Annotated in this window: 19 protein-coding genes; 5 read left to right on the top strand and 14 right to left on the bottom strand. The window is 40.7% G+C overall.

Annotated elements, in window-relative coordinates; translation table 11 throughout:
- Positions 1–10: 10 nt before the first annotated feature.
- The gene (locus GKD17_RS22810) at positions 11–1063 is read left to right on the top strand and encodes a thiol-activated cytolysin family protein (RefSeq protein ID WP_007834257.1); all 1053 of its coding nucleotides are present in this window, start codon (positions 11–13) and stop codon (positions 1061–1063) included.
- 91 nt (positions 1064–1154) lie between these two features.
- Here GKD17_RS22810 and GKD17_RS22805 read toward each other — a convergent pair whose 3' ends face one another.
- The 8 genes from GKD17_RS22805 to GKD17_RS22770 form a co-directional block, all read right to left on the bottom strand.
- Positions 1155–2021 carry a hypothetical protein gene (locus GKD17_RS22805; protein WP_007854809.1) on the bottom strand — a complete coding sequence of 289 codons (867 nt, stop codon included), beginning with the start codon at positions 2019–2021 and terminating at the stop codon, positions 1155–1157.
- A gap of 473 nt (positions 2022–2494) precedes the next feature.
- The gene (gene folK, locus GKD17_RS22800) at positions 2495–2941 is read right to left on the bottom strand and encodes a 2-amino-4-hydroxy-6-hydroxymethyldihydropteridine diphosphokinase (RefSeq protein WP_005844011.1); all 447 of its coding nucleotides are present in this window, start codon (positions 2939–2941) and stop codon (positions 2495–2497) included.
- 18 nt (positions 2942–2959) lie between these two features.
- Positions 2960–4015: a tRNA preQ1(34) S-adenosylmethionine ribosyltransferase-isomerase QueA gene (gene queA, locus GKD17_RS22795; protein WP_007834254.1), complete on the bottom strand. Its 1056-nt coding sequence runs from the start codon at positions 4013–4015 to the stop codon at positions 2960–2962.
- An 11-nt stretch (positions 4016–4026) separates the two neighbouring features.
- A complete protein-coding gene (truB, locus tag GKD17_RS22790; RefSeq protein ID WP_005844015.1) occupies positions 4027–4734 on the bottom strand; it encodes a tRNA pseudouridine(55) synthase TruB in 708 nt (235 codons plus the stop codon).
- 4 nt (positions 4735–4738) lie between these two features.
- A complete protein-coding gene (locus GKD17_RS22785; RefSeq protein WP_007834252.1) occupies positions 4739–5539 on the bottom strand; it encodes an undecaprenyl-diphosphate phosphatase in 801 nt (266 codons plus the stop codon).
- Positions 5540–5576: 37 nt separating this feature from the next.
- Complete coding sequence (locus GKD17_RS22780) at positions 5577–5822, bottom strand: DUF3098 domain-containing protein (protein ID WP_005844019.1); 246 nt, start codon at positions 5820–5822, stop codon at positions 5577–5579.
- A gap of 12 nt (positions 5823–5834) precedes the next feature.
- Complete coding sequence (locus GKD17_RS22775; RefSeq protein ID WP_005844021.1) at positions 5835–6704, bottom strand: cell division protein FtsX; 870 nt, start codon at positions 6702–6704, stop codon at positions 5835–5837.
- Positions 6705–6706: 2 nt separating this feature from the next.
- Positions 6707–7603, bottom strand: coding sequence for a class I SAM-dependent methyltransferase (locus GKD17_RS22770; protein ID WP_007834249.1), 897 nt, complete (start codon positions 7601–7603; stop codon positions 6707–6709).
- A 137-nt stretch (positions 7604–7740) separates the two neighbouring features.
- On the opposite strand from GKD17_RS22770, the gene GKD17_RS22765 reads away from it, so the two are divergent.
- The gene (locus GKD17_RS22765) at positions 7741–7977 is read left to right on the top strand and encodes a PspC domain-containing protein (protein ID WP_007841667.1); all 237 of its coding nucleotides are present in this window, start codon (positions 7741–7743) and stop codon (positions 7975–7977) included.
- Positions 7978–7986: 9 nt separating this feature from the next.
- On the opposite strand, the gene GKD17_RS22760 is transcribed toward GKD17_RS22765, so the two are convergent.
- Together GKD17_RS22760 and miaB are read right to left on the bottom strand one after the other, a co-directional pair.
- Complete coding sequence (locus GKD17_RS22760) at positions 7987–8388, bottom strand: FKBP-type peptidyl-prolyl cis-trans isomerase (protein WP_007834245.1); 402 nt, start codon at positions 8386–8388, stop codon at positions 7987–7989.
- Entirely contained in the window at positions 8388–9758 is a 1371-nt protein-coding gene (miaB, locus tag GKD17_RS22755) for a tRNA (N6-isopentenyl adenosine(37)-C2)-methylthiotransferase MiaB (RefSeq protein WP_007834243.1), read from the bottom strand. The genes GKD17_RS22760 and miaB overlap by 1 nt, the downstream gene beginning before the upstream one ends.
- Positions 9759–10095: 337 nt before the next feature.
- On the opposite strand from miaB, the gene GKD17_RS22750 reads away from it, so the two are divergent.
- The 3 genes from GKD17_RS22750 (at position 10096) to xyl3A (ending at position 14757) form a co-directional block, all read left to right on the top strand.
- Complete coding sequence (locus GKD17_RS22750) at positions 10096–10446, top strand: hypothetical protein (RefSeq protein WP_032935974.1); 351 nt, start codon at positions 10096–10098, stop codon at positions 10444–10446.
- Positions 10447–10484: 38 nt separating this feature from the next.
- Entirely contained in the window at positions 10485–11978 is a 1494-nt protein-coding gene (locus tag GKD17_RS22745) for an acetyl-CoA hydrolase/transferase family protein (RefSeq protein WP_007834239.1), read from the top strand.
- A 184-nt stretch (positions 11979–12162) separates the two neighbouring features.
- Positions 12163–14757: a xylan 1,4-beta-xylosidase gene (gene xyl3A, locus GKD17_RS22740; RefSeq protein ID WP_007834234.1), complete on the top strand. Its 2595-nt coding sequence runs from the start codon at positions 12163–12165 to the stop codon at positions 14755–14757.
- A gap of 88 nt (positions 14758–14845) precedes the next feature.
- Here the strand turns inward: xyl3A and GKD17_RS22735 are convergent, their stop codons facing one another.
- From GKD17_RS22735 to GKD17_RS22720, 4 genes are all read right to left on the bottom strand, one after another.
- Entirely contained in the window at positions 14846–16438 is a 1593-nt protein-coding gene (locus GKD17_RS22735) for an ABC-F family ATP-binding cassette domain-containing protein (RefSeq protein WP_008674588.1), read from the bottom strand.
- Positions 16439–16694: 256 nt separating this feature from the next.
- On the bottom strand, positions 16695–18221 hold the full coding sequence (locus GKD17_RS22730) for an arylsulfatase (RefSeq protein WP_005844037.1): 1527 nt from the start codon (positions 18219–18221) through the stop codon (positions 16695–16697).
- 110 nt (positions 18222–18331) lie between these two features.
- Positions 18332–19753 carry a sulfatase gene (locus GKD17_RS22725; RefSeq protein WP_007834230.1) on the bottom strand — a complete coding sequence of 474 codons (1422 nt, stop codon included), beginning with the start codon at positions 19751–19753 and terminating at the stop codon, positions 18332–18334.
- Positions 19754–19847: 94 nt separating this feature from the next.
- On the bottom strand, positions 19848–21770 hold the full coding sequence (locus tag GKD17_RS22720) for a RagB/SusD family nutrient uptake outer membrane protein (protein WP_007834228.1): 1923 nt from the start codon (positions 21768–21770) through the stop codon (positions 19848–19850).
- Between the last annotated feature and the right edge of the window lie 9 nt (positions 21771–21779).

The raw sequence follows: 21779 nt of genomic DNA, 5'->3' as shown, positions 1-21779 counted from the left end.
ATTTAATCCTATGAAAAAGTATTTTTATTTTGCAATTGTTTCCCTTGTAATGTTTTCTTGTGAAAACGAAGATTTAGATGAAATTTCTTCGAAAGCAAATAATACAGCAAACATTGCTCCACTAAGTTCTCTTTACTATGATGGAATATATGAAATTAGAGATGGTAAAGAGGTAGATTTAACATTACAACAGTATCTATCAAGATCCACCCAAGAATTTTATGAAATAGCAAGCTTGAACCCTGCTTATACATATTTAGGCTCTGTTTTACAAGCTGAATCTATTAATACCGGAGAATACCGTTCTGTTGCATATCCAAATGCTTTAAAACCAGAAATCAGAATTGCATTCTCATTGCCTATCAAATCAAGAGTAATAAAACCTAAGTTTACCTCATTTAATGATGCAGTTATAGACGCTATCACAGATGCAGGTAAAGATTTTAGTGGAAAACAATCGCAAGTTTTCTCATATAAAATGAAAGAATTTAATTATTACAAAGAGGTAAATATGGCTTTTGGAGCTAATATAAAAATAGGACAGCTTTTTTCAATTACAACTTCTGTTGAGAGTGATAAAAAACAAAGTAATACCGCTTTATTTGTTGATTTCAGCCAAATCTATTTTAATGTAGCTATGGATATCCCAGATGATGGAAACATATTTCTCAATGAAACAGAACGCCAAAAATATCTAAATCAAAAACCTGTATATGTGAATTCTGTGAATATGGGACGAAAAGGAGTAATGATAGTAGAATCTGAAGAATCATATAGTGAAATTTCTGTATCAATTCGAGCAGCATTCAATGCAGGAATAGTAAACGGAGAACTATCACTAGACTCAAAGACAAAAGAAATGCTAAAACGTGCTCAGATCTATATTTATATTATAGGTGGTAACGGAGAGGACGCAGCTAAAGTTGTTACTGGATTTCCTGCATTTCAAGATTTTATAATAAAAGGAGGAGTATATAGTAAAGAAATATATGGAGTCCCTATTTCTTTCTCTGGTGCTAATGCAGCCGATAACTCCATGTTCATTTCCCAAATTAAGATCTAATATTCCATGTGCTGATTGTTATTTGATAAGTATTAACAATCAGCACTATTTTTTACTAATGCGAATCAGTAGTTGATTTCTGATTCTTGTTTTAAAAAATTAGATAAATGAATGCGATGGCAATTTTTCCCATCGTATGTACTAAAAGTCCAGATGTTGATCTGACTTTCATCGCTCTTTGAATATTTGTTTTCTCATTCAGCCAGTTGAAAAACGCTTCTATAGGCTGTCTGACCTTTGAAACAGCAGTAGAGAACAGTTCTCTTCCAGCTTTCTCTCTTTGAGTAATAACTGGTTCCTCTCCTTTTATTGCTTTCACGGGAGTTAGCATAGTAGTTCCTTGTTCTTGTTGCTTATTGCCCCAGTAAGAAAAATCCGAGTATATCTTATCGGCAAAGATGTTTCTGTTTATAAGGCTATCAGCGGCTTCTCTTTTAAGAACTGTCAGGTCATTCTCTTCTGCCGATGATAAGAGAATCATTTCCGGGAATGGAATAGTTCCTTCCCTGCGGAAGGCTAAAGCATGGAGTTTGAGACCGAAGTAATACATGTTCTTTGTAGAACAGTATCCTTTGGTTGCAATTTCAGTAGCTACCTTTCCTGTTTTATTCTTTCCTGCACAGGTAATAATAGGCATAGAGTCAATAAGTGATGTCATAGAATCGCAATCCTCTGGTTTAAAGAATGTAATGAGATGCTTTACAAGTTCACTAATGGCCTCACTCATCAGGTTTAACCGATAGTTGAATGTCTGATAAGAAGGTAGGTTGGGGAACCATGAGAGCAAATATTCTTCAGTGAATGTATGTATCTCTTTGATTTGGAAGTATCGCTGATAGGCTCCGCAAAACAGATATACGGTAAGCAGTTCCTGGTCTGTAAAGATAGGAGTTGCATTATTACTGAATCTCTGGCAGTAAAACTTCAGTGAAGACTGGTAAATATCGCAGATGTACATATATATTTTTATAAGTTTTAGCTCTTTCTCCTTGGGAATCATAATTAGAATAATGAGTGGTTTTATTCTTCTAATATACTGATTTTCAAGGAGATTGAGAAATAAATAAACGAGATAATTAATTGAATAATAACATTTTAACTAACTGAATCAAGTAGGTATTTCAACTACTGATTCGCATTACTAATATATTTATATCTAATGACTATGAAAACCTCTTATAGAAAAATATACTTATTCCTATTATTACTAACATCTTATTCTTGTAATGATTTAACAGAAACAAATATGAGCATAGATATTATATCCATGACAAAATATAATAACATTATAAACATTGATTCATCTGAAACATTTATGAAGGATTCTATTACGAATCCTTCATAACAATACACTATCAATCAGCTATCTACACCACAATGACGGATTTGAAGAATTTTCCGTCCTCTTTTAATTAATATACTCTTACAGGTTTAAAGCTCCCCCAGCCTTTTTCCCAATACCGGATGCACCACATCCGATGCAATCTCCGCCAGCGGGTCCATGACAAACCTCCGTTCAGTCATCAAGGGATGAGGGATTTCCAATTCCGGCGTATGCAGTATTAAATCACCGTACAACAAAATATCTATATCAATCAGGCGGTCACTATAATTACCTCCCGCCGACTTCTTCATCCGGCCTAATTCACGCTCTATCTCCTGTGTTTCCCGCAATATATCCAAGGGAGGAAGCACACTCTCCACGCAACAGGCGGCATTCAGAAAAGAATTTTCAGAAGAAAACCCCCAAGGGGCAGTAACATAAAAAGCGGAAAGGGCAGTAACCTCCCCTATCCGCTCATTTATCTTCCGGACAGCAACATGCAGATTTGATTCTTTATCACCCAGATTGGTTCCAAGTCCCAAATAAACCCTCATACGCTGCTCCAACCGGTATTACTTATCCAAAATCAACATAGCATCGCCATAAGTACCGAAACGGTAATCTTCCTTCAATGCTGTGTGATAAGCCTCCATCACCAGATCATAACCACCGTAGGCAGCTACCAGCATCAGCAAAGTGGAGAGAGGCAGGTGAAAGTTAGTAACCATGCTGTTGGCTACCGAGAAATCATAAGGAGGGAAAATGAACTTATTGGTCCATCCGTCAAATTCTTTCAGATGACCATCCGTACCTACCGCAGTCTCTATCGTGCGCATCACTGTCGTTCCTACCGCACAAATATTCTTTCCTTCATCCTTGGCATTATTCACAATACGGCACGCATCCGCATTGACATACATCTGCTCCGAATCCATCTTATGCTTGGTAAGGTCCTCCACATCAATCTCGCGGAAATTACCCAGTCCGGCATGCATCGTCACAAAAGCAAAGTCTATACCTTTGATTTCCATACGCTTCATCAACTCGCGGCTGAAATGAAGTCCGGCAGTGGGAGCTGTCACAGCCCCTTCGTTCTTGGCAAAGATAGTCTGGAAACGTTCGGTATCTTCCTCTTCTACCGGACGACGGATGAAACTGGGCAGCGGAGCCTCTCCCAACGCATACAATGCTTTCTTGAACTCGTCGTGAGAGCCGTCATACAGGAAACGCAGGGTACGTCCGCGGGAAGTGGTGTTGTCAATCACTTCGGCCACCATGGAATCATCGTCACCAAAATAAAGCTTGTTACCGATACGGATCTTACGGGCAGGATCTACCAGCACATCCCACAAGCGAAGTTCCTCATTCAGCTCGCGCAACAAAAATACCTCGATACGGGCACCGGTCTTTTCCTTATTTCCATACAAACGCGCAGGGAAAACTTTCGTATCATTAAAGATAAACACATCTTTATCATCAAAATAGTCCAGGATATCCTTGAATACCTTGTGTTCAATCTTACCTGTTGATTTGTGAACAACCATCAGGCGCGACTCATCTCTATACTTAGCCGGATGCAAAGCTATTTTATCCTCCGGCAGTTTAAATTTAAATTGCGACAGTTTCATCTTATCTCTCCTTATTCGTTTATAACTTCTTCAATCTCTTGTTGGTCAAGCCATTCCGGAAAACTTTCCACCGACAAACAGTCTTCCAGTCTCACATCCCCCACCCGGGTACGTATCAGCCCTGTCAAATGAGCACCGCTATTCAAAGCTTCGCCAATATCACGGGCCAATGCACGGATATAAGTGCCCTTGCTGCACACTACCCTGATTTTAATCTCAGGCAGATTACATTCCAGCAACTCTATCTCGTCTATAATCAACGTCTTGGCTTTCAACTCCACATCCTCACCTTTTCGAGCCAAATCGTAAGCGCGTTTACCATCTACCTTACAAGCCGAGAAAACAGGCGGAATCTGTTCTATCCTGCCGATAAAACGCTGCAAGGCTTCCTCTACCAACTCGCGGGTGATATGTTCCGTAGGATAGGTAGCATCTATCTCCTTCTCCAGGTCGAATGAAGGTGTGGTAGCCCCTAACTGCAAGGTGGCAATGTATTCTTTGGTATGATACTGGAACTCTTCGATGCGTTTCGTTGCCTTGCCTGTACAAATAATCATCACCCCGGTAGCCAGCGGGTCTAATGTCCCGGCATGTCCCACTTTTATTTTCTTCACGCCCAGTTTGCGGCAAATATGGTATCTTATCTTGTTTACCACTGCAAATGAGGTCCATTTCAGCGGTTTATCAAAGTATAATACTTCTCCTTCTTTAAAATTCATCCAATTACATCAATGTGCACGCTATCGTAACGGCACCGGCTATGGCACAATAGATAGCAAAATAAATCAACTTACCTTTCTTCACAATATTAATCATCCACTTACAAGCTACACAGCCCGATATGAAAGCTGCCAGAAAACCTACAATCAATGACAATACAGATATATCTGATGTGCCGGCTGCAGCTCCTTTTACAATCTTCATACCATCCAGCAACGCCTCACCCAATATAGGAGGAATCACCATCAGGAAAGAGAACTGAGCCAGTTTCGCCTTGTTGTCTCCCAACAACAAACCGGTAGCAATGGTAGTACCCGAACGGGATAATCCCGGCATCACGGCACAAGCCTGTGCCAGACCTATAATAAACGCATCCTTCATGCTGATGTTCTCTTTCAAACGAGGTTTTGCATAATAAGAGAAAGTAAGAAGCAAAGCTGTCAATAACAGCATACAACCTACAATGAGCAAGCCGGAACCGAAAATTTCTTCCACATAATCTTTAAAAAACACACCCACAATGCCGATAGGAATCATGGATACCAGGATATTGATCACATATTTTGTCTCCGCATTCATCTCAAACTTGAACAAACCACGGAATATCCAGCCTATTTCTTTCCATAATATAACCAAAGTACTGAGTACCGTAGCCACATGCACTGCTATGGTAAAAGTCAGATTATCTTCCCCTTGTATGCCAAACAATGCCGAACCGATAGCCAGATGACCACTACTGCTGACCGGCAAATACTCTGTCAATCCTTGGAGTAAACCAAGGATCAATGCCTCAAACCATTCCATTCTTTAAATAAAAATTGAGAATTAAAAATTAAAAAAATCAAGAGTTAACCACTTCTGTCTTGTCCTTTGGCTTGCGGACAATGCCATAAATCATAAATATAAAGCCAAAGAAACATACTGCGGGCGCCACTTTGATGCGACGTACACTAAAAATATCCGGCTCAAAATATCCTTCTGTCGAACTAGGTCCTGTCATCAGCAGAAAACCGACAATAATCACTGCCATACCTATGGCAAGCAATATAAAATTAGTTTTATCAAAGGCGAATTTTTGTCTATCCATATCCTTTTATTATTAAATGTAATACAACGCACTAGCTTTCATGCGCAAGTATTTATTGATTGATATATATGCACACATAAAGGTAATAACCACACCAAACACAAAAACAGAACCCATTACCATAAGCATGGTCATAGGGGTAATAATCTCAATCAATTCGGGTTCATATCTTACTAACGCATAGGCCATTCCTATCAATGCCGCATCTGCCATGGCAGCGGCCAGTATCCCTATCCATATATTCCGCACCAAAAAAGGACGACGGATAAATCCCCAGCTTGCCCCTACCAGTTTCATGGTATGAATCAGAAAACGTTTGGAATAAATGGCCAGACGGATGGTGTTATTAATCAGCGCAAAAGAAATAAGGGTAAGCAGCGCAGCCAGTCCCAATAGCAAAAAACTGATTTTCCGTATATTGCTGTTCACTGCATCCAGTAAATCCTGAGGATAGTTGATTTCCATAACTTTCTTGTTCTGCATAATTTTCTGCTCTATCCAAGAAATGCTGTCCGAATTGGCATAATCGGCATTCAGTTTTATTTCAATAGAAGCTGTAAAAGGATTATATCCCAAGAATTCAGCCGGGTCTGTACCCATCGCTTCGCTCTGCTCTTTCAACGCCTGCTCCTTCGATATATAGGAAGTTTCTTTCACAAAAGGTTCCTCATTCAATTTTTTCTGGAATTTCAAAGCGTCCGCTTCTTTCATATCATCGCTGATGAGTACGGAGAAACTGATGTTCTCGCGTACATACTTGGATAAGTTATTGGCAGACAGCACAAAGAATACCACCATCCCCAACAAGAGCAACACCAGCATTGTACTGATGCTGGAGGTAATGAACTGCATATCGAAAAAGGACCCTGATTTTTTTCCCATAATCACTTCTTTCTGAATACATAAATCATTGAACTACTCCGTTCTTTTTTCGCCAGTGAACTGAACCAGGCCAACAGGCCCGTCCACATTCCCTTCAAAAAGGACAAACGGCTGCCTTTATATCTTTCCGTCAACATGGATACATAAAAAGCATCAAAAGGCATCGGATGCTGTTCCGCTAATTTAAAACCATGCTTGACGCCGAATTGTTGCATGACGGAAGGTGTAAAATGCCATAAATGACGGGGCACATCGTATGCTGCCCACCATTCCTTATATTTTTCCGCATCATACGAACTGGGATTAGGCACAGCCACTATCAATACTCCCCTCTCTTTCAAAAGTTTGAATAATTTTTCCCACGTTTCATTCAGATGTTCCAGATGCTCCATCACATGCCATAGAGTAATGGCATCAAAAGAATGATCGGCATATCCCGCCAAAGCATCCTCCGTATCTACATCCAGTTCAAAATGCTCTTTGGCAAACGCACGCGCCTGCGGACTTTTCTCTATAGCTTTCACCCGCCATCCGCGCTCCTTCATTGTATTACTGAAATATCCGGTACCGGTACCAATGTCTAACAAAGTACCTTTACTCAAACCGGATGTCCGTTTTATCAGCTTGGCTTTGCGTGACAGCATATACTTGCGTACCTCATGGTATACACGGTTCATCAGCCCCTTGCGGATATCAGTGTGTGAAATATAATCGGGAGTCTCATAATATCGCCCTATCTCGGCTTCCACGGGTGCACCTTGTGTAAAAATAAAGCCACAATCATCGCAGCGAACCAAATTGAATTGTTCACCCGAAGCATAGTGATCCGTACAAGTGATTGCATGTCCCAAATGTTTTCCGCCGCACAACGGACAAGTATTTATTTTGAGTATATCCACTTTTTGCCCTAATTTGCTGCAAAATAACAAATAAATTGAATGAGAAGAACTATCCTTTAAGTACTTTTAAGAGTATAAGTTAATAATTCGTTTTTACTTTTCCTACATTTGTGCAGATAACTTCAAAAGAGACAGAAATGGAAAATAAAAAACTGACCCGTTCCAACAACAGAATGCTAGCCGGAGTATGTGCGGGACTGGCTGATTATTTTGGCTGGGATGTTACGATAGTGCGCATTATCTATTCATTTGCCACGGTTTTCACAGCCTTTTCGGGCATTATTGTCTATATAATCTTATGGATTGTTATGCCCGAAAAGAAATATCGTGACGGTTACGAAGACCGGATGAATGACAGGCTGCATAACCGATAACCGGAGACATTATGCAATGCCCAGCAGTTCCACTTCAAATATTAATGTAGAGAAAGCAGGAATCGGCCCGCTTGTACGGCTACCATACCCCATAGTATAAGGAATATAAACCACCCATTTATCTCCTACATGCATACGTTGAAGCGCCAGCTGCCATCCCTCTATGACATCACACAGCCGGAAAGCTTCGGGACAGTTACGGTCATAGGAGTTATCAAACTCTTTCCCGTTTATCAGACTACCCCGATAATGAACGGTGACAATACTGCGGATCGTAGGTGAAACTGTACCCGTACCTGTCTGCAATACTTTATAAAACATATTACAAGGTAAAGAACAAATACCTTCCTGTGTAGAAAGGACTTGCAAATATTGCAAGTTCTTTTCCTTATATTCTTCTTTTTTCCCCATCAGAACACCTCTTCTCCTTTCAATGTAGCCGAACTGGCTTCAGTAATGCGTACATGGACAAAATCACCGATACGATGATTCCCACGATCAAAGACTACCACCTTGTTTTGCTGTGTACGGCCAAAAAGCTGTTCTCTGGAACGCTTGGAAACACCTTCTACCATCACTTCGAAGGTCTTACCCACATCACGGGCATTACTTTCAGCAGAAAGACGGTTCTGCAATTCAATGATTTCATTCAGCCGACGTATCTTAACCTCTTCGGGTACGTCATCCGGCAGATGTTTGGAAGCATATGTTCCGGGACGTTCGGAATATTTAAACATAAAGGCGGAATCATACGCACATTCACGCATCAAGGATAGAGATTCCTGATGGTCTTCTTCCGTTTCCGAATGATAGCCGGAGAAAATATCAGTACTCAGACCACAATCGGGAATGATACGGCGAATAGCCGCTACCCTTTCCAAATACCACTCACGGGTATATTTGCGGTTCATCAGCTTCAATATACGCGAACTGCCGCTCTGTACCGGTAAATGAATATGCTTGCATACATTAGGCGTTTCCACAATGACTTGCAAGGTTTCATCACTCATATCCTTGGGATGTGAAGTGGTAAAACGAACACGCATGTCCGGAACCGCTTCGGCCACTGTGCGGAGCAGCATCGGGAAAGTAATTATTTCACCCTCTTTCTCAAAACGATAAGAATTTACATTCTGTCCTAGCAACGTTACTTCTTTATAACCTTTGGCTGCCAAGTCACGCACCTCATTCAGAATACTTTCCACATCACGGCTGCGCTCACGCCCACGGGTATACGGCACAATACAATAATGACAGAAATTATTGCAACCACGCATAATGGATACAAACCCGGAGATATGATTGCCGCAAATACGGGACGGAATTACCTCACGATAGGTTTCTGTAGTAGAAAGCTCCACATTAATGGCTTTCTCCCCCGCTTCAACCGAAGCGACCAAATCGGGCAAAGTGAGATAGGCATCCGGTCCTACGACAAGATCTACATGATGGTTCTCGATCAAATCATCTTTTACACGTTCTGCCATGCAGCCCAACACACCGACAATCAGATTCCGACGTTTGTTTTTCTTCATAGAATGGAAAAACTCCAGACGGTTCAGAATCTTTTGTTCTGCATTGTCGCGAATAGAACAGGTATTCATAAATACAGCGTCCGCTTCATCCAATGTTTCGCATACATGGTAGCCTGCCATTTGCATAATAGAAGCAATCACTTCACTATCAGCAACATTCATCTGGCATCCGTAGGTTTCAATAAACAATTTTTTGTTCTCGGAATCAGTTGCAGATTTAAAGTCTGCTCCTGTTGTTTCTTTCATATTTTCTCTGTTTTATGGTTTCGTAGGCAAAGATACGGAGTTACCGACAAATTAAACGAATAAAAGAGCCGAAAATTGGATATTATAAGAGATTTATGCATTTAACTGTTAAATAATTATAACCAGTGAACAAAAAAGACCGTTAACGTTACCAACGTATTATTATAATTCGCATATTTGCTTCCGAAAAACATTAGATTTTTTCATAGTTAAGGTTTAGGTTAAAAAAATAGGGGAAGACAACTGTGAAGTTCTCTTCCTTTTTTTATGTCCTTTTATAGAGTTGGTTATGAAATATTTTTCTAACTTTGAGCATTCATTATATAATAAGGAAAGTATGGATATCATTCAGGTTCTCATATTTATAGTAATCATTGTTGTGGCTATCGTACAACAAATCTCAAAAGCCGGCAAAGAGAAGAAAACACCTTCCCCCAAGGAAGTGCTTGCAGATATGTTTCCTGAAATAGAGCAGGAAAGCATGGAAGAAAAGGTGTCTGTTTCTCCAGCTCCGACGGTTCGCAAACCTCAGCCCTCCCGTATGCAGAACCAGTCAATAATCAGAAAAGCGGTCGCTTCACCTCTGGCAGAAAATAAGAGGGAAAACCGGACTCCTATAAAACTGAGTACTAAAGAAGAGGCGCGGCGTGCTTTCATTTATTCAGAAATTTTTAATCGAAAATATTAATAACAACTATACTAATAAAGAATAACACATTGAATATCATGGGATTTAATATTATTTCCGCAGCCGAAGCAGCCAGCTACATCAAGCATGGCTACAATATTGGACTTAGTGGCTTTACTCCAGCAGGAACACCCAAAGCCGTAACCCCCGAAGTCGCCAAAATAGCAGAAGAAGAACATGCCAAAGGTAATCCTTTCCAAATTAGTATTTTTACCGGCGCCTCTACAGGGGATGCTACAGACGGGATCTTGTCCAGAGTAAAAGCAATCCGTTACCGTGCTCCCTACACAACCAACCCCGATTTTCGTAAAGCCGTGAATAACGGTGAAATAGCATATAATGACATCCACTTGTCACAAATGGCACAGGAAGTACGTTATGGCTTCATGGGCAAAGTAGATGTTGCCATTCTGGAAGCATGCGAAATCACACCCGACGGCAAAGTATACCTGACAGCTGCCGGAGGTATCGCTCCAACCATCGCACGTCTGGCAGATAAAGTAATTATCGAGCTGAACGCCGCCCACAGTAAAAACGGTATGGGGCTGCATGATGTTTATGAACCGCTTGATCCGCCTTACCGCCGTGAAATTCCCATCTTCAAGCCCAGTGACCGCATCGGTTTACCTTACGTACAGGTAGATCCGAAGAAAATCATCGGAGTAGTGGAAGTGAACACACCTGACCAGGCCCGTTCATTCACCGCACCGGATCCTATCACCGACCAAATCGGACAAAACGTTGCCGACTTCCTGGCTGCTGATATGAAACGAGGCATTATTCCTGCAAGCTTCCTGCCATTGCAGAGTGGGGTAGGAAACATCGCCAATGCCGTATTGGGCGCTTTGGGACGAGACAAGACAATCCCTGCTTTTGAAATGTATACCGAAGTACTGCAAGATGCAGTAGTGGATCTGATTCGTCAAGGACGTGTGAAATTTGGAAGTACTTGTTCATTGACTGTCACAAACGAATGTCTGCAAGGAATTTATGATGACATCGACTTCTTCCGTGACAAACTGGTAATGCGTCCATCCGAAATCTCAAATAACCCGGAAGTTATACGCCGCCTCGGTGTTATCTCTATCAATACTGCTATCGAAGCAGACATTTATGGCAATGTAAACTCTACTCACATCAGCGGCACTAAGATGATGAACGGCATCGGTGGTTCTGGTGACTTTACCCGCAATGCCTATATTTCCATCTTTACTTGTCCGTCTGTGGCAAAAGAAGGAAAAATCAGTGCCATCGTTCCTATGGTTTCTCATGAAGATCACAGCGAACACGATGTCAATATTATCATTACCGAACAAGGTGTTGCCGATTTACGAGGAAAGAGCCCGGTAGAACGCGCCCAAGCCATCATCGAAAACTGTGCACATCCAGACTATAAGAACATTCTTTGGGACTATGTAAAAATGTCTTCCAAAGGACAGACTCCTCATTGTATTTCTGCCGCACTGGCTATGCATGATACACTGGCCAAGAAAGGGGATATGCGCTTGATAGACTGGGCAGAATATAAATAGTCATTATTTGCTGTTCTCAATACATCTCCGGTCAGCCTATATACCTGACCGGAGTTTTTTTATATATTCCTCACCTTTTCGTACAAAAAACAATATCTCCCACCATTTTAGTCAAAAAATACACGGACTATTCTCATAATTATTCTATTTTTGCCATGTAACTAATCATTTTTACTATTTTACTATGAGAAACAGAATTCTATATTTATTTGCTTCCCTTGTGATTCTGAGCGGTTGCGGTAACCAACCGGCTTATAAAAACAGTAATTTATCTCCTGAAGAACGGGCAGAAGATTTATTGCAGCAACTTACATTAGAAGAAAAAGTAGCTTTAATGATGGACAACTCCAAACCTGTCGAAAGATTGGGCATCAAACCTTATAATTGGTGGAATGAGGCCTTGCACGGAGTGGCACGAAGCGGACTGGCTACAGTCTTTCCACAACCCATAGGAATGGCCGCTTCCTTTGAACCCGACGCCATACATACCATTTATACGGCAGTATCGGATGAGGCGCGGGCCAAAAATACAGCTTACTCGGCTGCAGGAAGCTACGAGCGTTATCAAGGTCTGACTATGTGGACACCCACCGTCAATATTTATCGCGATCCCAGATGGGGGAGAGGTATTGAAACGTATGGGGAAGATCCTTATCTGACAAGTGTCATGGGGGTAAATGTAGTGAAAGGACTACAATGCACGGATGCAAATCAAAAATACGATAAAATACACGCTTGCGCCAAGCACTTTGCCGTTCACTCGGGACCGGAATGGAACCGGCACGAATTCAATGCCGAAAATATAAAACCACGTGACTTGCATGAAACTTATCTGGTTCCTTTCGAAGCCTTGGTAAAGGAAGGAAAAGTAAAAGAAGTAATGTGTGCCTACAATCGTCTGGAAGGAGATCCTTGTTGCGGAAGCGACCGCCTGCTGATGCAAATTCTCCGTCAGGAATGGGGATATGAAGGTATTGTACTCTCAGACTGTGGCGCCATTGACGATTTCTATCGGGAAAAAGGACATAAAACACATCCGGACGCTGAATCGGCCTCTGCCGCCGCAGTATTAAGCGGTACGGATCTGGAATGTGGTTCTAGTTATAAAGCATTAGTAGAAAGCGCTAAAAAAGGATTAATCAGTGAAAAGGATATTGATGTATCCGTAAAACGATTATTAAAAGCACGCTTTGAATTGGGTGAAATGGACGATCCCAGTAAAGTGGAATGGACTAAAATTCCTTATTCTGTGGTTTGCTCGGCAGAACATGATTCCCTGTCACTAGATATAGCACGCAAATCAATGACGCTGTTACTGAACAAAAATAATATCCTGCCACTGAAACGCGGTGGACAAACCATCGCCGTCATGGGACCTAACGCAAATGACTCTGTGATGCAATGGGGTAATTATAACGGTACTCCCAAACATACGATCACCTTATTGGAAGGTATCCGCTCAGCCATGGGAGAGAATGACAAACTGATCTATGAACAAGGTTGCAGCTGGGTAGAACGCTCATTAATCAGAAGCGTTTTCAACCAGTGTATTTCTAAAGAAGGTCCAGGGTTCTCCGCCCGCTATTGGAACAACAAGGAATATGAAGGAAATGCGGCAGCCACCGCACAACTCACCACCCCGTTCCGCCTTTGTACCTCAGGAGCCACCGTATTTGCCCCCGGTGTGAATCTGACCGATTTCTCGGCCATCTATCAAAGTGTGTTTACCCCCCAAGAAACAGGAGAGGTTATTTTCAACTTTTATAGTTGTGGAGCTACACAATTATTGATAAATGGTGAAGAAGTAAAGAAATTCACCAACAAACATGGGGGCAGGGGACAAGCTTACGCCATGCATGCAGAAGCCGGCAAGCCATACGATATAGAAATCCGCTTCCAATACTTTAGTGGAGACGCACAGTTGAATTTTGATCTTGGGTTTAAAGAAGAAGTCAACATTAAGAATACGGTAGCAAAAGTGAAAGATGCTGATATAGTTATATTTGCAGGCGGTATATCTCCAAGTTTGGAAGGAGAGGAGATGGGTGTCAATTTACCGGGATTCCGCAAAGGAGACCGTACTGACATCGAGCTTCCAGCTGTTCAGCGTGAATTAATAAAAGCACTCTGTGATGCCGGGAAAAAAGTTATTTTCGTTAATTTTTCCGGATCACCCATTGCTATGGAGCCCGAAACCAAATATTGTCAGGCCATTTTACAAGCATGGTATCCGGGACAATCCGGAGGTAAAGCTGCCGCCGAAGTCTTGTTTGGAGATTACAATCCTGCAGGACGACTGCCCGTTACTTTTTACCGGAATATAGCGCAATTGCCTGACTTTGAAGATTATAATATGACAGGACGCACTTACCGTTATTTTAAAGGTGATCCTCTTTTCCCGTTCGGTTATGGTTTGAGTTATACCACTTTTAACTATGATAACATCAAACTGGATCAAACGATTAAAGTAGGGGAAACTGCCAAAATGGTTATTCCTGTAACCAATGCCGGTAATCGTGACGGGGAAGAAGTAGTACAGGTATATCTGAAAAAACAAGAAGATGCGGAAGGACCGGCTAAAACACTGCGTGCTTTCAAACGTGTACAAATTCCTGCAGGAAAAACAGTCAATGTAGAATTAGAGTTAACACCCAAACAATTGGAATGGTGGGACGCGCAGACAAATACCATGCGCACCATAGCCGGAAACTTCGATATAATGGTAGGAGGTAATTCTAAAGATGCTGAATTACAAGTAAAGACGCTGACATTGCAATAATAACTCCGAATAAAATAAATCAAGTCTGCGGCATTTTTGTCAAACTCTATATTTAAAACAAAAATGCCGCACTTGACAAAATAAAACATCAGAACAACTCAATCTGCTTATCTGCCTTTATTTGTTGCACAAAATAGTTGTCATGACTCACCACCAACAAAGTGCCTTGATAATCCTTCAAAGTTTCGGTCAAGATCTCCATACTCAGAATATCAATATTATTAGTAGGTTCATCCACAATAAAAACATCGGGGGCCTGTGCACTCACCATAAGACAACAGAGAGAAAGTTTCATCTTCTCACCTCCACTCAGATAGCTACATTTCTTGTTCCATGTGGAAACAGGAAACAAAAAACGGTTGAGAATCGTTCTCAATTCATTATCATACAATTCACTATTGAATAAGGCAAGTTGTTCCAATACCGACAAATCATTACGAATTGTAGAATATTCCTGATCAAGATAAACGTACGTCAGCCCTTCTGCCTGTATCAAAGAACCTTGAGTAGGAGCAAGACTTCCAGTTATCAACCTCAATAAAGTTGTTTTACCACTACCATTACTTCCTTTCAAATGAATACGGTCACCACTTTTGATGGTAAACTCAAGAGGAGAAGACCACAAAGGATTTTCTCCATACGAATAATTCACACTTGAAGCTACGATAAGTATTTTACCGATATGCAAAGAAGATGAATTGAAATTTACTTTCATCGTCTTCATATCAGGTAAAGCTTTATGCAGTTCTACTGTTTCTCCTGCCAAAAAACGGATCTTATCAACATGAACATCTCCTAAACGGACAGTACTTTTCTCAGCCTGATCCCTGAATGTATGCATTGCCATCTTTCCGACTCCTTTCTTCACATTTTGTTTTTTACCTCGCACATCATGCTTTTGTTGACGCTCCATTACCTCACGTGCCTGCTTTCGGGCTTTTTGTAATTGCTTTTCATTCTCCTTCAACCGGGTTTGCAGAGCTTCTACAGCCAATTTCTTCTGTTCTTTATAGAAATCGTAATTTCCAGCATAATAAGTGACACCTTTTGCAGTAAGCTCATAGGTAGAAAAAAGTAAATTGAGTAATGTCCGGTCGTGGCTGACAACCAGTATCCCTGCTGCAGCAGTAGTTATAAAACGGTACAGCCGGATACGGCTTTCGTCATCCAAATGATTGGTAGGCTCATCCATCAAAATAAAAGCAGGAGAGTATATAGTAATTCCTGCTAGAAAAACTTTTGTTTTCTCACCGCCACTCAACAAATGCATGGGATAGGAAAGAGGTACTCCTACCAACCCCCATTCATTCAAAGCAGCAACCGCTTTCTCTTCTATTTTCCAGTCATCCGCCAAAGCCGTAAAATGCTCTATCGAAGCATCTCCCTGTAAAATGGCATGAAGTGCATATAACTTTCTTTCTATTCCCAATGCCCCGGCTACTGTCAAATGATTAAACTGACCAAAATGCTGTGGAATAGAATAGGGGATATCCGGACATATAATTTGTCCTTCAGAAGGTAATAGCTCTTTAGTTATCAATCGCATCAAGGTAGATTTTCCCGAACCGTTGTTTCCGATGAGGGCTACTTTTTGCCCTTTACTGATAGTAAAACTGACATTACTGAAAAGCACATCTTTATCCGGATGCATGTAAGTAATGGACTGTACATGTATACACATACTCTTTCTAAGAATTTTAAATATGAATACTGAAAAGTTCGTAGTTGGAATAAGAAGACAACTATTGCGCAACAAACGAAATTATTTCGCCTGCTGTCCCAACGTAAAAACAAATAGTTGTATGGAAATGAATGTTTTAAATTCTCATCGGAATATTTTTAAATTTGCGAGGCAAAGATAGCAGGTTTATGGAACATAAAAAAATATTCCCCAATCTAAATGAATAGATTGAGGAATATCAGAATAAAAAATCTATTTATTCAAATGAAGGCAAAGTCACAGAGAAATGAGGATTCGGAGTATGCTGTGTTCTGATAATCTCTTTCATTTGTTTCACAATATCCGGATGTCCGGCAGCGATATCATGGTCTTCATGAATATCTGTAGCAAGATTGTAAAGGAAAGGAGTCCCTTTTTTCACTACCATCTTCCAGTCTCCCATACGTACACCAATCTGATCGGTTTCATCAAATTCCCAATACAAGAAATCATGTTTCTTCTGTCCTTCCTGTCCTAACAAAGTCGGAGCAAAAGAAATACCATCAAAATAATCCATGTCTTTTTTCTTGTTAGTGTACTTCTTCACATAATTCTTCACACCTGCCAAGTCACAAAATGTAGGCATCAAGTCATAGAAAGCTAACTGATGATCATTAACCGTTCCTTCGGGTACTTTACCCGGCCAACGCACAATGAACGGAATACGAATCCCCCCTTCATAACATTGACGTTTCAATCCACGAAGTTTGCCATCACGACCAAAGAAGGTAGGGTCAGCTCCCCCTTCTTCATGGGGGCCGTTATCACTGGTAAAAATCACAATGGTATTTTCGTCCAGTCCTTTCTCCTTTAATTTGTTCAAAACTTCTCCTACATAATAATCCAAGCGAGTAATCATGCCGGCAAACTGCGCATGGGTGTGTACCGACGGATTATATCTTGATCCTTCCTGTCCACCCCAAGTTTTATCTTCAAAAAACTTCTTTTGATAACCTGTCAGAATAGAATCTTCGGGCTGCGCCAGCTCTGCATGAGGAAGCGTATAAGTAAAAATACCAAAGAAAGGTTGCTTGCCATCTTGTTTATCCAACCATTTCATTGCTTCTTCATGGATCATATCCGCAGAATATTGCGGACGTTTGAAATAGTCCTTACCAAACATAGGATAGTTGATATTCTCATCCATCACTACACGAACCACTGCCGTATCACCAGCCGATTTACTATACCGGTTCAGGAAATTCGGATAATATAAATGAGCCTGAAACTGGCAAATATAACCATAATATTCATCAATACCCCGTTTGTCCGGCGTAGACACAGATCCCTCATAGCCCCCTGCCCATTTACCAAACATACCGGTAGTATAACCGTTATCTTTCATTATTTCAGGTATAATCACATGACCGGGATCGTATGGATGTTGCCCCACCACGGCATATTCCTTATTATTTCCATACATCACAACAGGGGCATCGCGCCAGTACTCTTTGTTCCCACGTACTTCACAATGTCCGGAATGTTGTCCGGTCATAAATGACGCACGTGATGGAGCACTCACCGGACTACCGGCATACGCTTGTGTAAAACGCATACCTTCTTTAGCCATATTATCAATATTCGGTGTACTGATGTAGGACTGACCATAACACCCTAAATCACCATAACCCATATCATCACACATAATATAAATGATATTCGGTTTAGGAGTTTTCTGAGCATAAGCGCCTAATAGAGGAAATGCTAATCCACTGGTTAAAAGAAAGAGGTTTCGATTTTTCATATATTCTGTTTTTTACTGAATTTAATAATTACTACTCCTGCTATAAACATCGGCAATTTAGAGAAAATATCCTAGGCTGCAAAGCTATAGAAGAAAAAAATATCATTCACCTACTCTCGATAATAAGGATTCAATTTCACAGGAATAGGAGCATGAGTTTCTTGAATCCACTTCATCAGTTTCTGATAAAGTTCTCCTCGTTTTACAGGATTTGAACCTGATAGATCTTGTGATTCTCCCAGATCATTCTTCAAATTAAACAGTTCCATAGACTTATCTTCATAATGATATATCAATTTCCAATCACCTGAACGAATACTGGAATAAGGTTTTGCACGGAAATCTCTTCCCCCGTTTAAATAAGACTCCAAATAAGCCGGAAAATGCCAGAAAAGATCACGTTCCGTCTCATTATTATTTATAAGCGTAAAAATATCTTTTCCATCTAAGTTAGCAGGAATCTTACCCTGTGCCAAAGTAACAAAAGTTGGATAAAAATCAACTCCTGTTATTGGAACAGATGAACGGATGCCTCCTTCTATTTTACCAGTCCACCTTATAATCAACGGCACACGGCTCCCACCTTCATAAGGCATTCCCTTTCCTCCATTTAACGGATAATTGTCTGTCACTGGTTCCGAACCTCCATTATCTGAATAAAAAATGACTATTGTACGATCTGCTATTCCTAATGTCTTAATAACTTGGCATATCCTACCAACACTATCATCTAGTTTTTCAATCATTGCAGCATATATAGGATTCTTATGATATTTACCGGGAGTTTTATTACGATATTTATTTATCAATGAATCAGGTGCTTGCAAAACCGTATGTACGGCATGATGGGACAAATGTAAGAAAAAAGGACCTTCACTATGAGATTTTATAAAAGAAACAGCTTCTTCAGTCAACCGATCAGTAAGATATTCACCCAATATACCTTCTTCTAATCCCACATGACATTTACTTTTATCAGGCAGACAATAGGGATAAAAATAAGAATAGGGAGCTCCTGCTCTATTACCGCCCACATTCCATATAAATCCCTGTGACAAGGGTCCTGTACCGTCCTCATCATCCCCCAAATGCCACTTCCCGATATGACCACACTGATAACCCTGTTCTTGCAAAGCCTCGGCCATAGTCACAAAGTCGGCACAGACATCTTCTACATTGGGAATAGCTATATATTTACGTTTGGTACGATCACCACGGTCGGGAGGACTAACTGTATATACTCCATGGCGTGGCGTGTACATTCCTGTCATCATACAAGCACGGCTAGGTGCTGAATTGGCGGCTGCAGCGTAAGCATTGTCAAACAATATTCCTTCTGTAGCAAGACGGTCTATATTAGGAGTTTCATAATAATCACTGCCCATTACACCCAAATCCGTCCAACCTAAATCATCAGCCAAAATAAACACGATATTAGGTTTTTCTTTTGTAACTATATCGATAGAAAAGCTCTGTTGTATTCCTACGGTACACAACACTACAGTAGTCAATCCTATTTTCTGAAATCTCATTTTATTTCGATTTTTCTAAGTTTAAAAACCAAACAAGACCGTCTCCATACGTTATTCCGCATTTGAGACAGCCTCATTCGTATCACACTATAAATTACCAACCAGGATTCTGTTCCAGTTCTGGGTTCAATAATATTTCGGTAGTCGGTACTTGATACAAATAATATTTATCTAACCAACCTTTACCTTCTTTTAGAGGATCATTGAAAAGATACAAATTACCTTCCGTCAATGAACCGTCAGTTCCATCAGAATAACCAGTTTCAGGATTATATAAAGTCATATTATTTTTCATTGCCTCTTCTTTACTCATCCAAAGACCAGTTGCAGGTTTATTGAGGAACCACGGAGCCATACGCCAACGACGGATATCATAAATACCAAATCCCTCACCCATCAATTCTATAATACGTTCGCGACGAATTTCCCATAAGACAGGATCAACCAAAATACCACTTTCATTACCTTTAGGATAGTATTTTCCACGGTTAGGATCAAAACTATCATTAATGTCAGCAACCACCATTTTGACTACACCGGCACGATCACGCAACTTATTGATTGTTTTGTCTGCAACCCCTTGGTCAAATACTCCCAATTCAAATTTGGCTTCAGCTTCATTCAACAGGACTTCTTCAATTTTAAAAATAGGTTTGTCAGCTGTATTCAAATTACCATTATTAAAGCTGGTTTCCCAGTTATCCCAATTCTTCCATACATAGTAGCCTGAACGGCAAGTCACAAATGCTCCAGTACCTAATCTTGGTATTTCAGGTACAAGTGATGCACTCCAGTTCTGCCCAGGCAAACGTTTCATACCAACACCCGGGTTACTGCAACTTTCATTTGCTCCCATAATATCAATATATTCACGGTCTGCCGGATTGTCTGTATACGACCAGGTAGGATAGTCGCCTTTTCCAGATTTTACTTTATAAGGAGGTATAACCGTGTGATACAAACGCGGGTCACGGTCACGAAATACCGCATACATGTCCTTATTTCCATGGTAGCCCGATCCGTCAGCCAAAATCGGCTTGCCATTCTTCATCAAATAAAGATCTACCGTATTCTGGTTCATCTCCACATAGTGTGAAGAAGTATGTTCAATATAACTCATGCCCATAGGATTTATATCCTTCACATAAGATTTATAGAGAATGATACCTGGAACTTGTCCCAAATCCTCTGTTGTCCACATTTCACCATATCCGGCACCGGGTTGACCGTCTGTTCCTGTGTAAAGAGTAGGATAAGCGGCCATTAATAACTCGGATGCGCGTACACACTCTTGCAGATATTTTTCAGCATCACCCAATTCATGATATTTCCTCCATGTACCTTCACGTAATCCGAAACGCGAAATAACGGCACGTACACAATCTTGGTTAATCGTATTGTCCCCATCCTGTGATGTGAAATTTCCAATATTCTGTTCCGCCCATTGCAGACGTTCCAATACCTTGTCGGCTACGGTTTTTCTATCCACACGAGGTCCATAAGCTTCGGGAGAATCTTCCTGCAATACCTGGTCCACCCAAGGCACATCGCCAAAACGATCTATCAATTCCATATACCAAAAAGAATGAAAAAAATATCCTACTGCACGCCAATGGTCTTTCTGAGCCTCTGTCATACTAGAATTATCAATGTGTGAAAGCATGATATTGACACGGCGGATAAATGATTTAAAATCCCAGCCATTACCGGATGCTACACTGGCAACTGTCTGATAAGCAAATTCATTGTAGCCACTTTCATATTTTTGCTGAAAGTATCCTGCTGCCATATCGCCCTTATACTGTCCGTCTTGTCCGAATCCTTGTAAGGAAGTGCGAATAGTATTATTTGTAAACATCTCATAACAAGGCCACATAAAAGCCTTGAAGTTATCGTAGGAATTGAATGCATTATTCTCCGTCAAGTCTGTAACAGGAGTCTTTTCCAAGAAACTATCATTACAACTAGAGAGGCTGATTCCTGCGAGAATTGCTAAACTTATAAATAATCTTTTCATATACTCGTA

This window comes from Phocaeicola dorei (assembly GCF_013009555.1).
In the GTDB taxonomy this organism is placed as follows: Bacteria; Bacteroidota; Bacteroidia; order Bacteroidales; family Bacteroidaceae; genus Phocaeicola; species Phocaeicola dorei.
The sequence above is the reverse complement of the archived record's forward strand: the minus strand, read 5'-3'. Positions and strand labels throughout refer to the sequence as shown.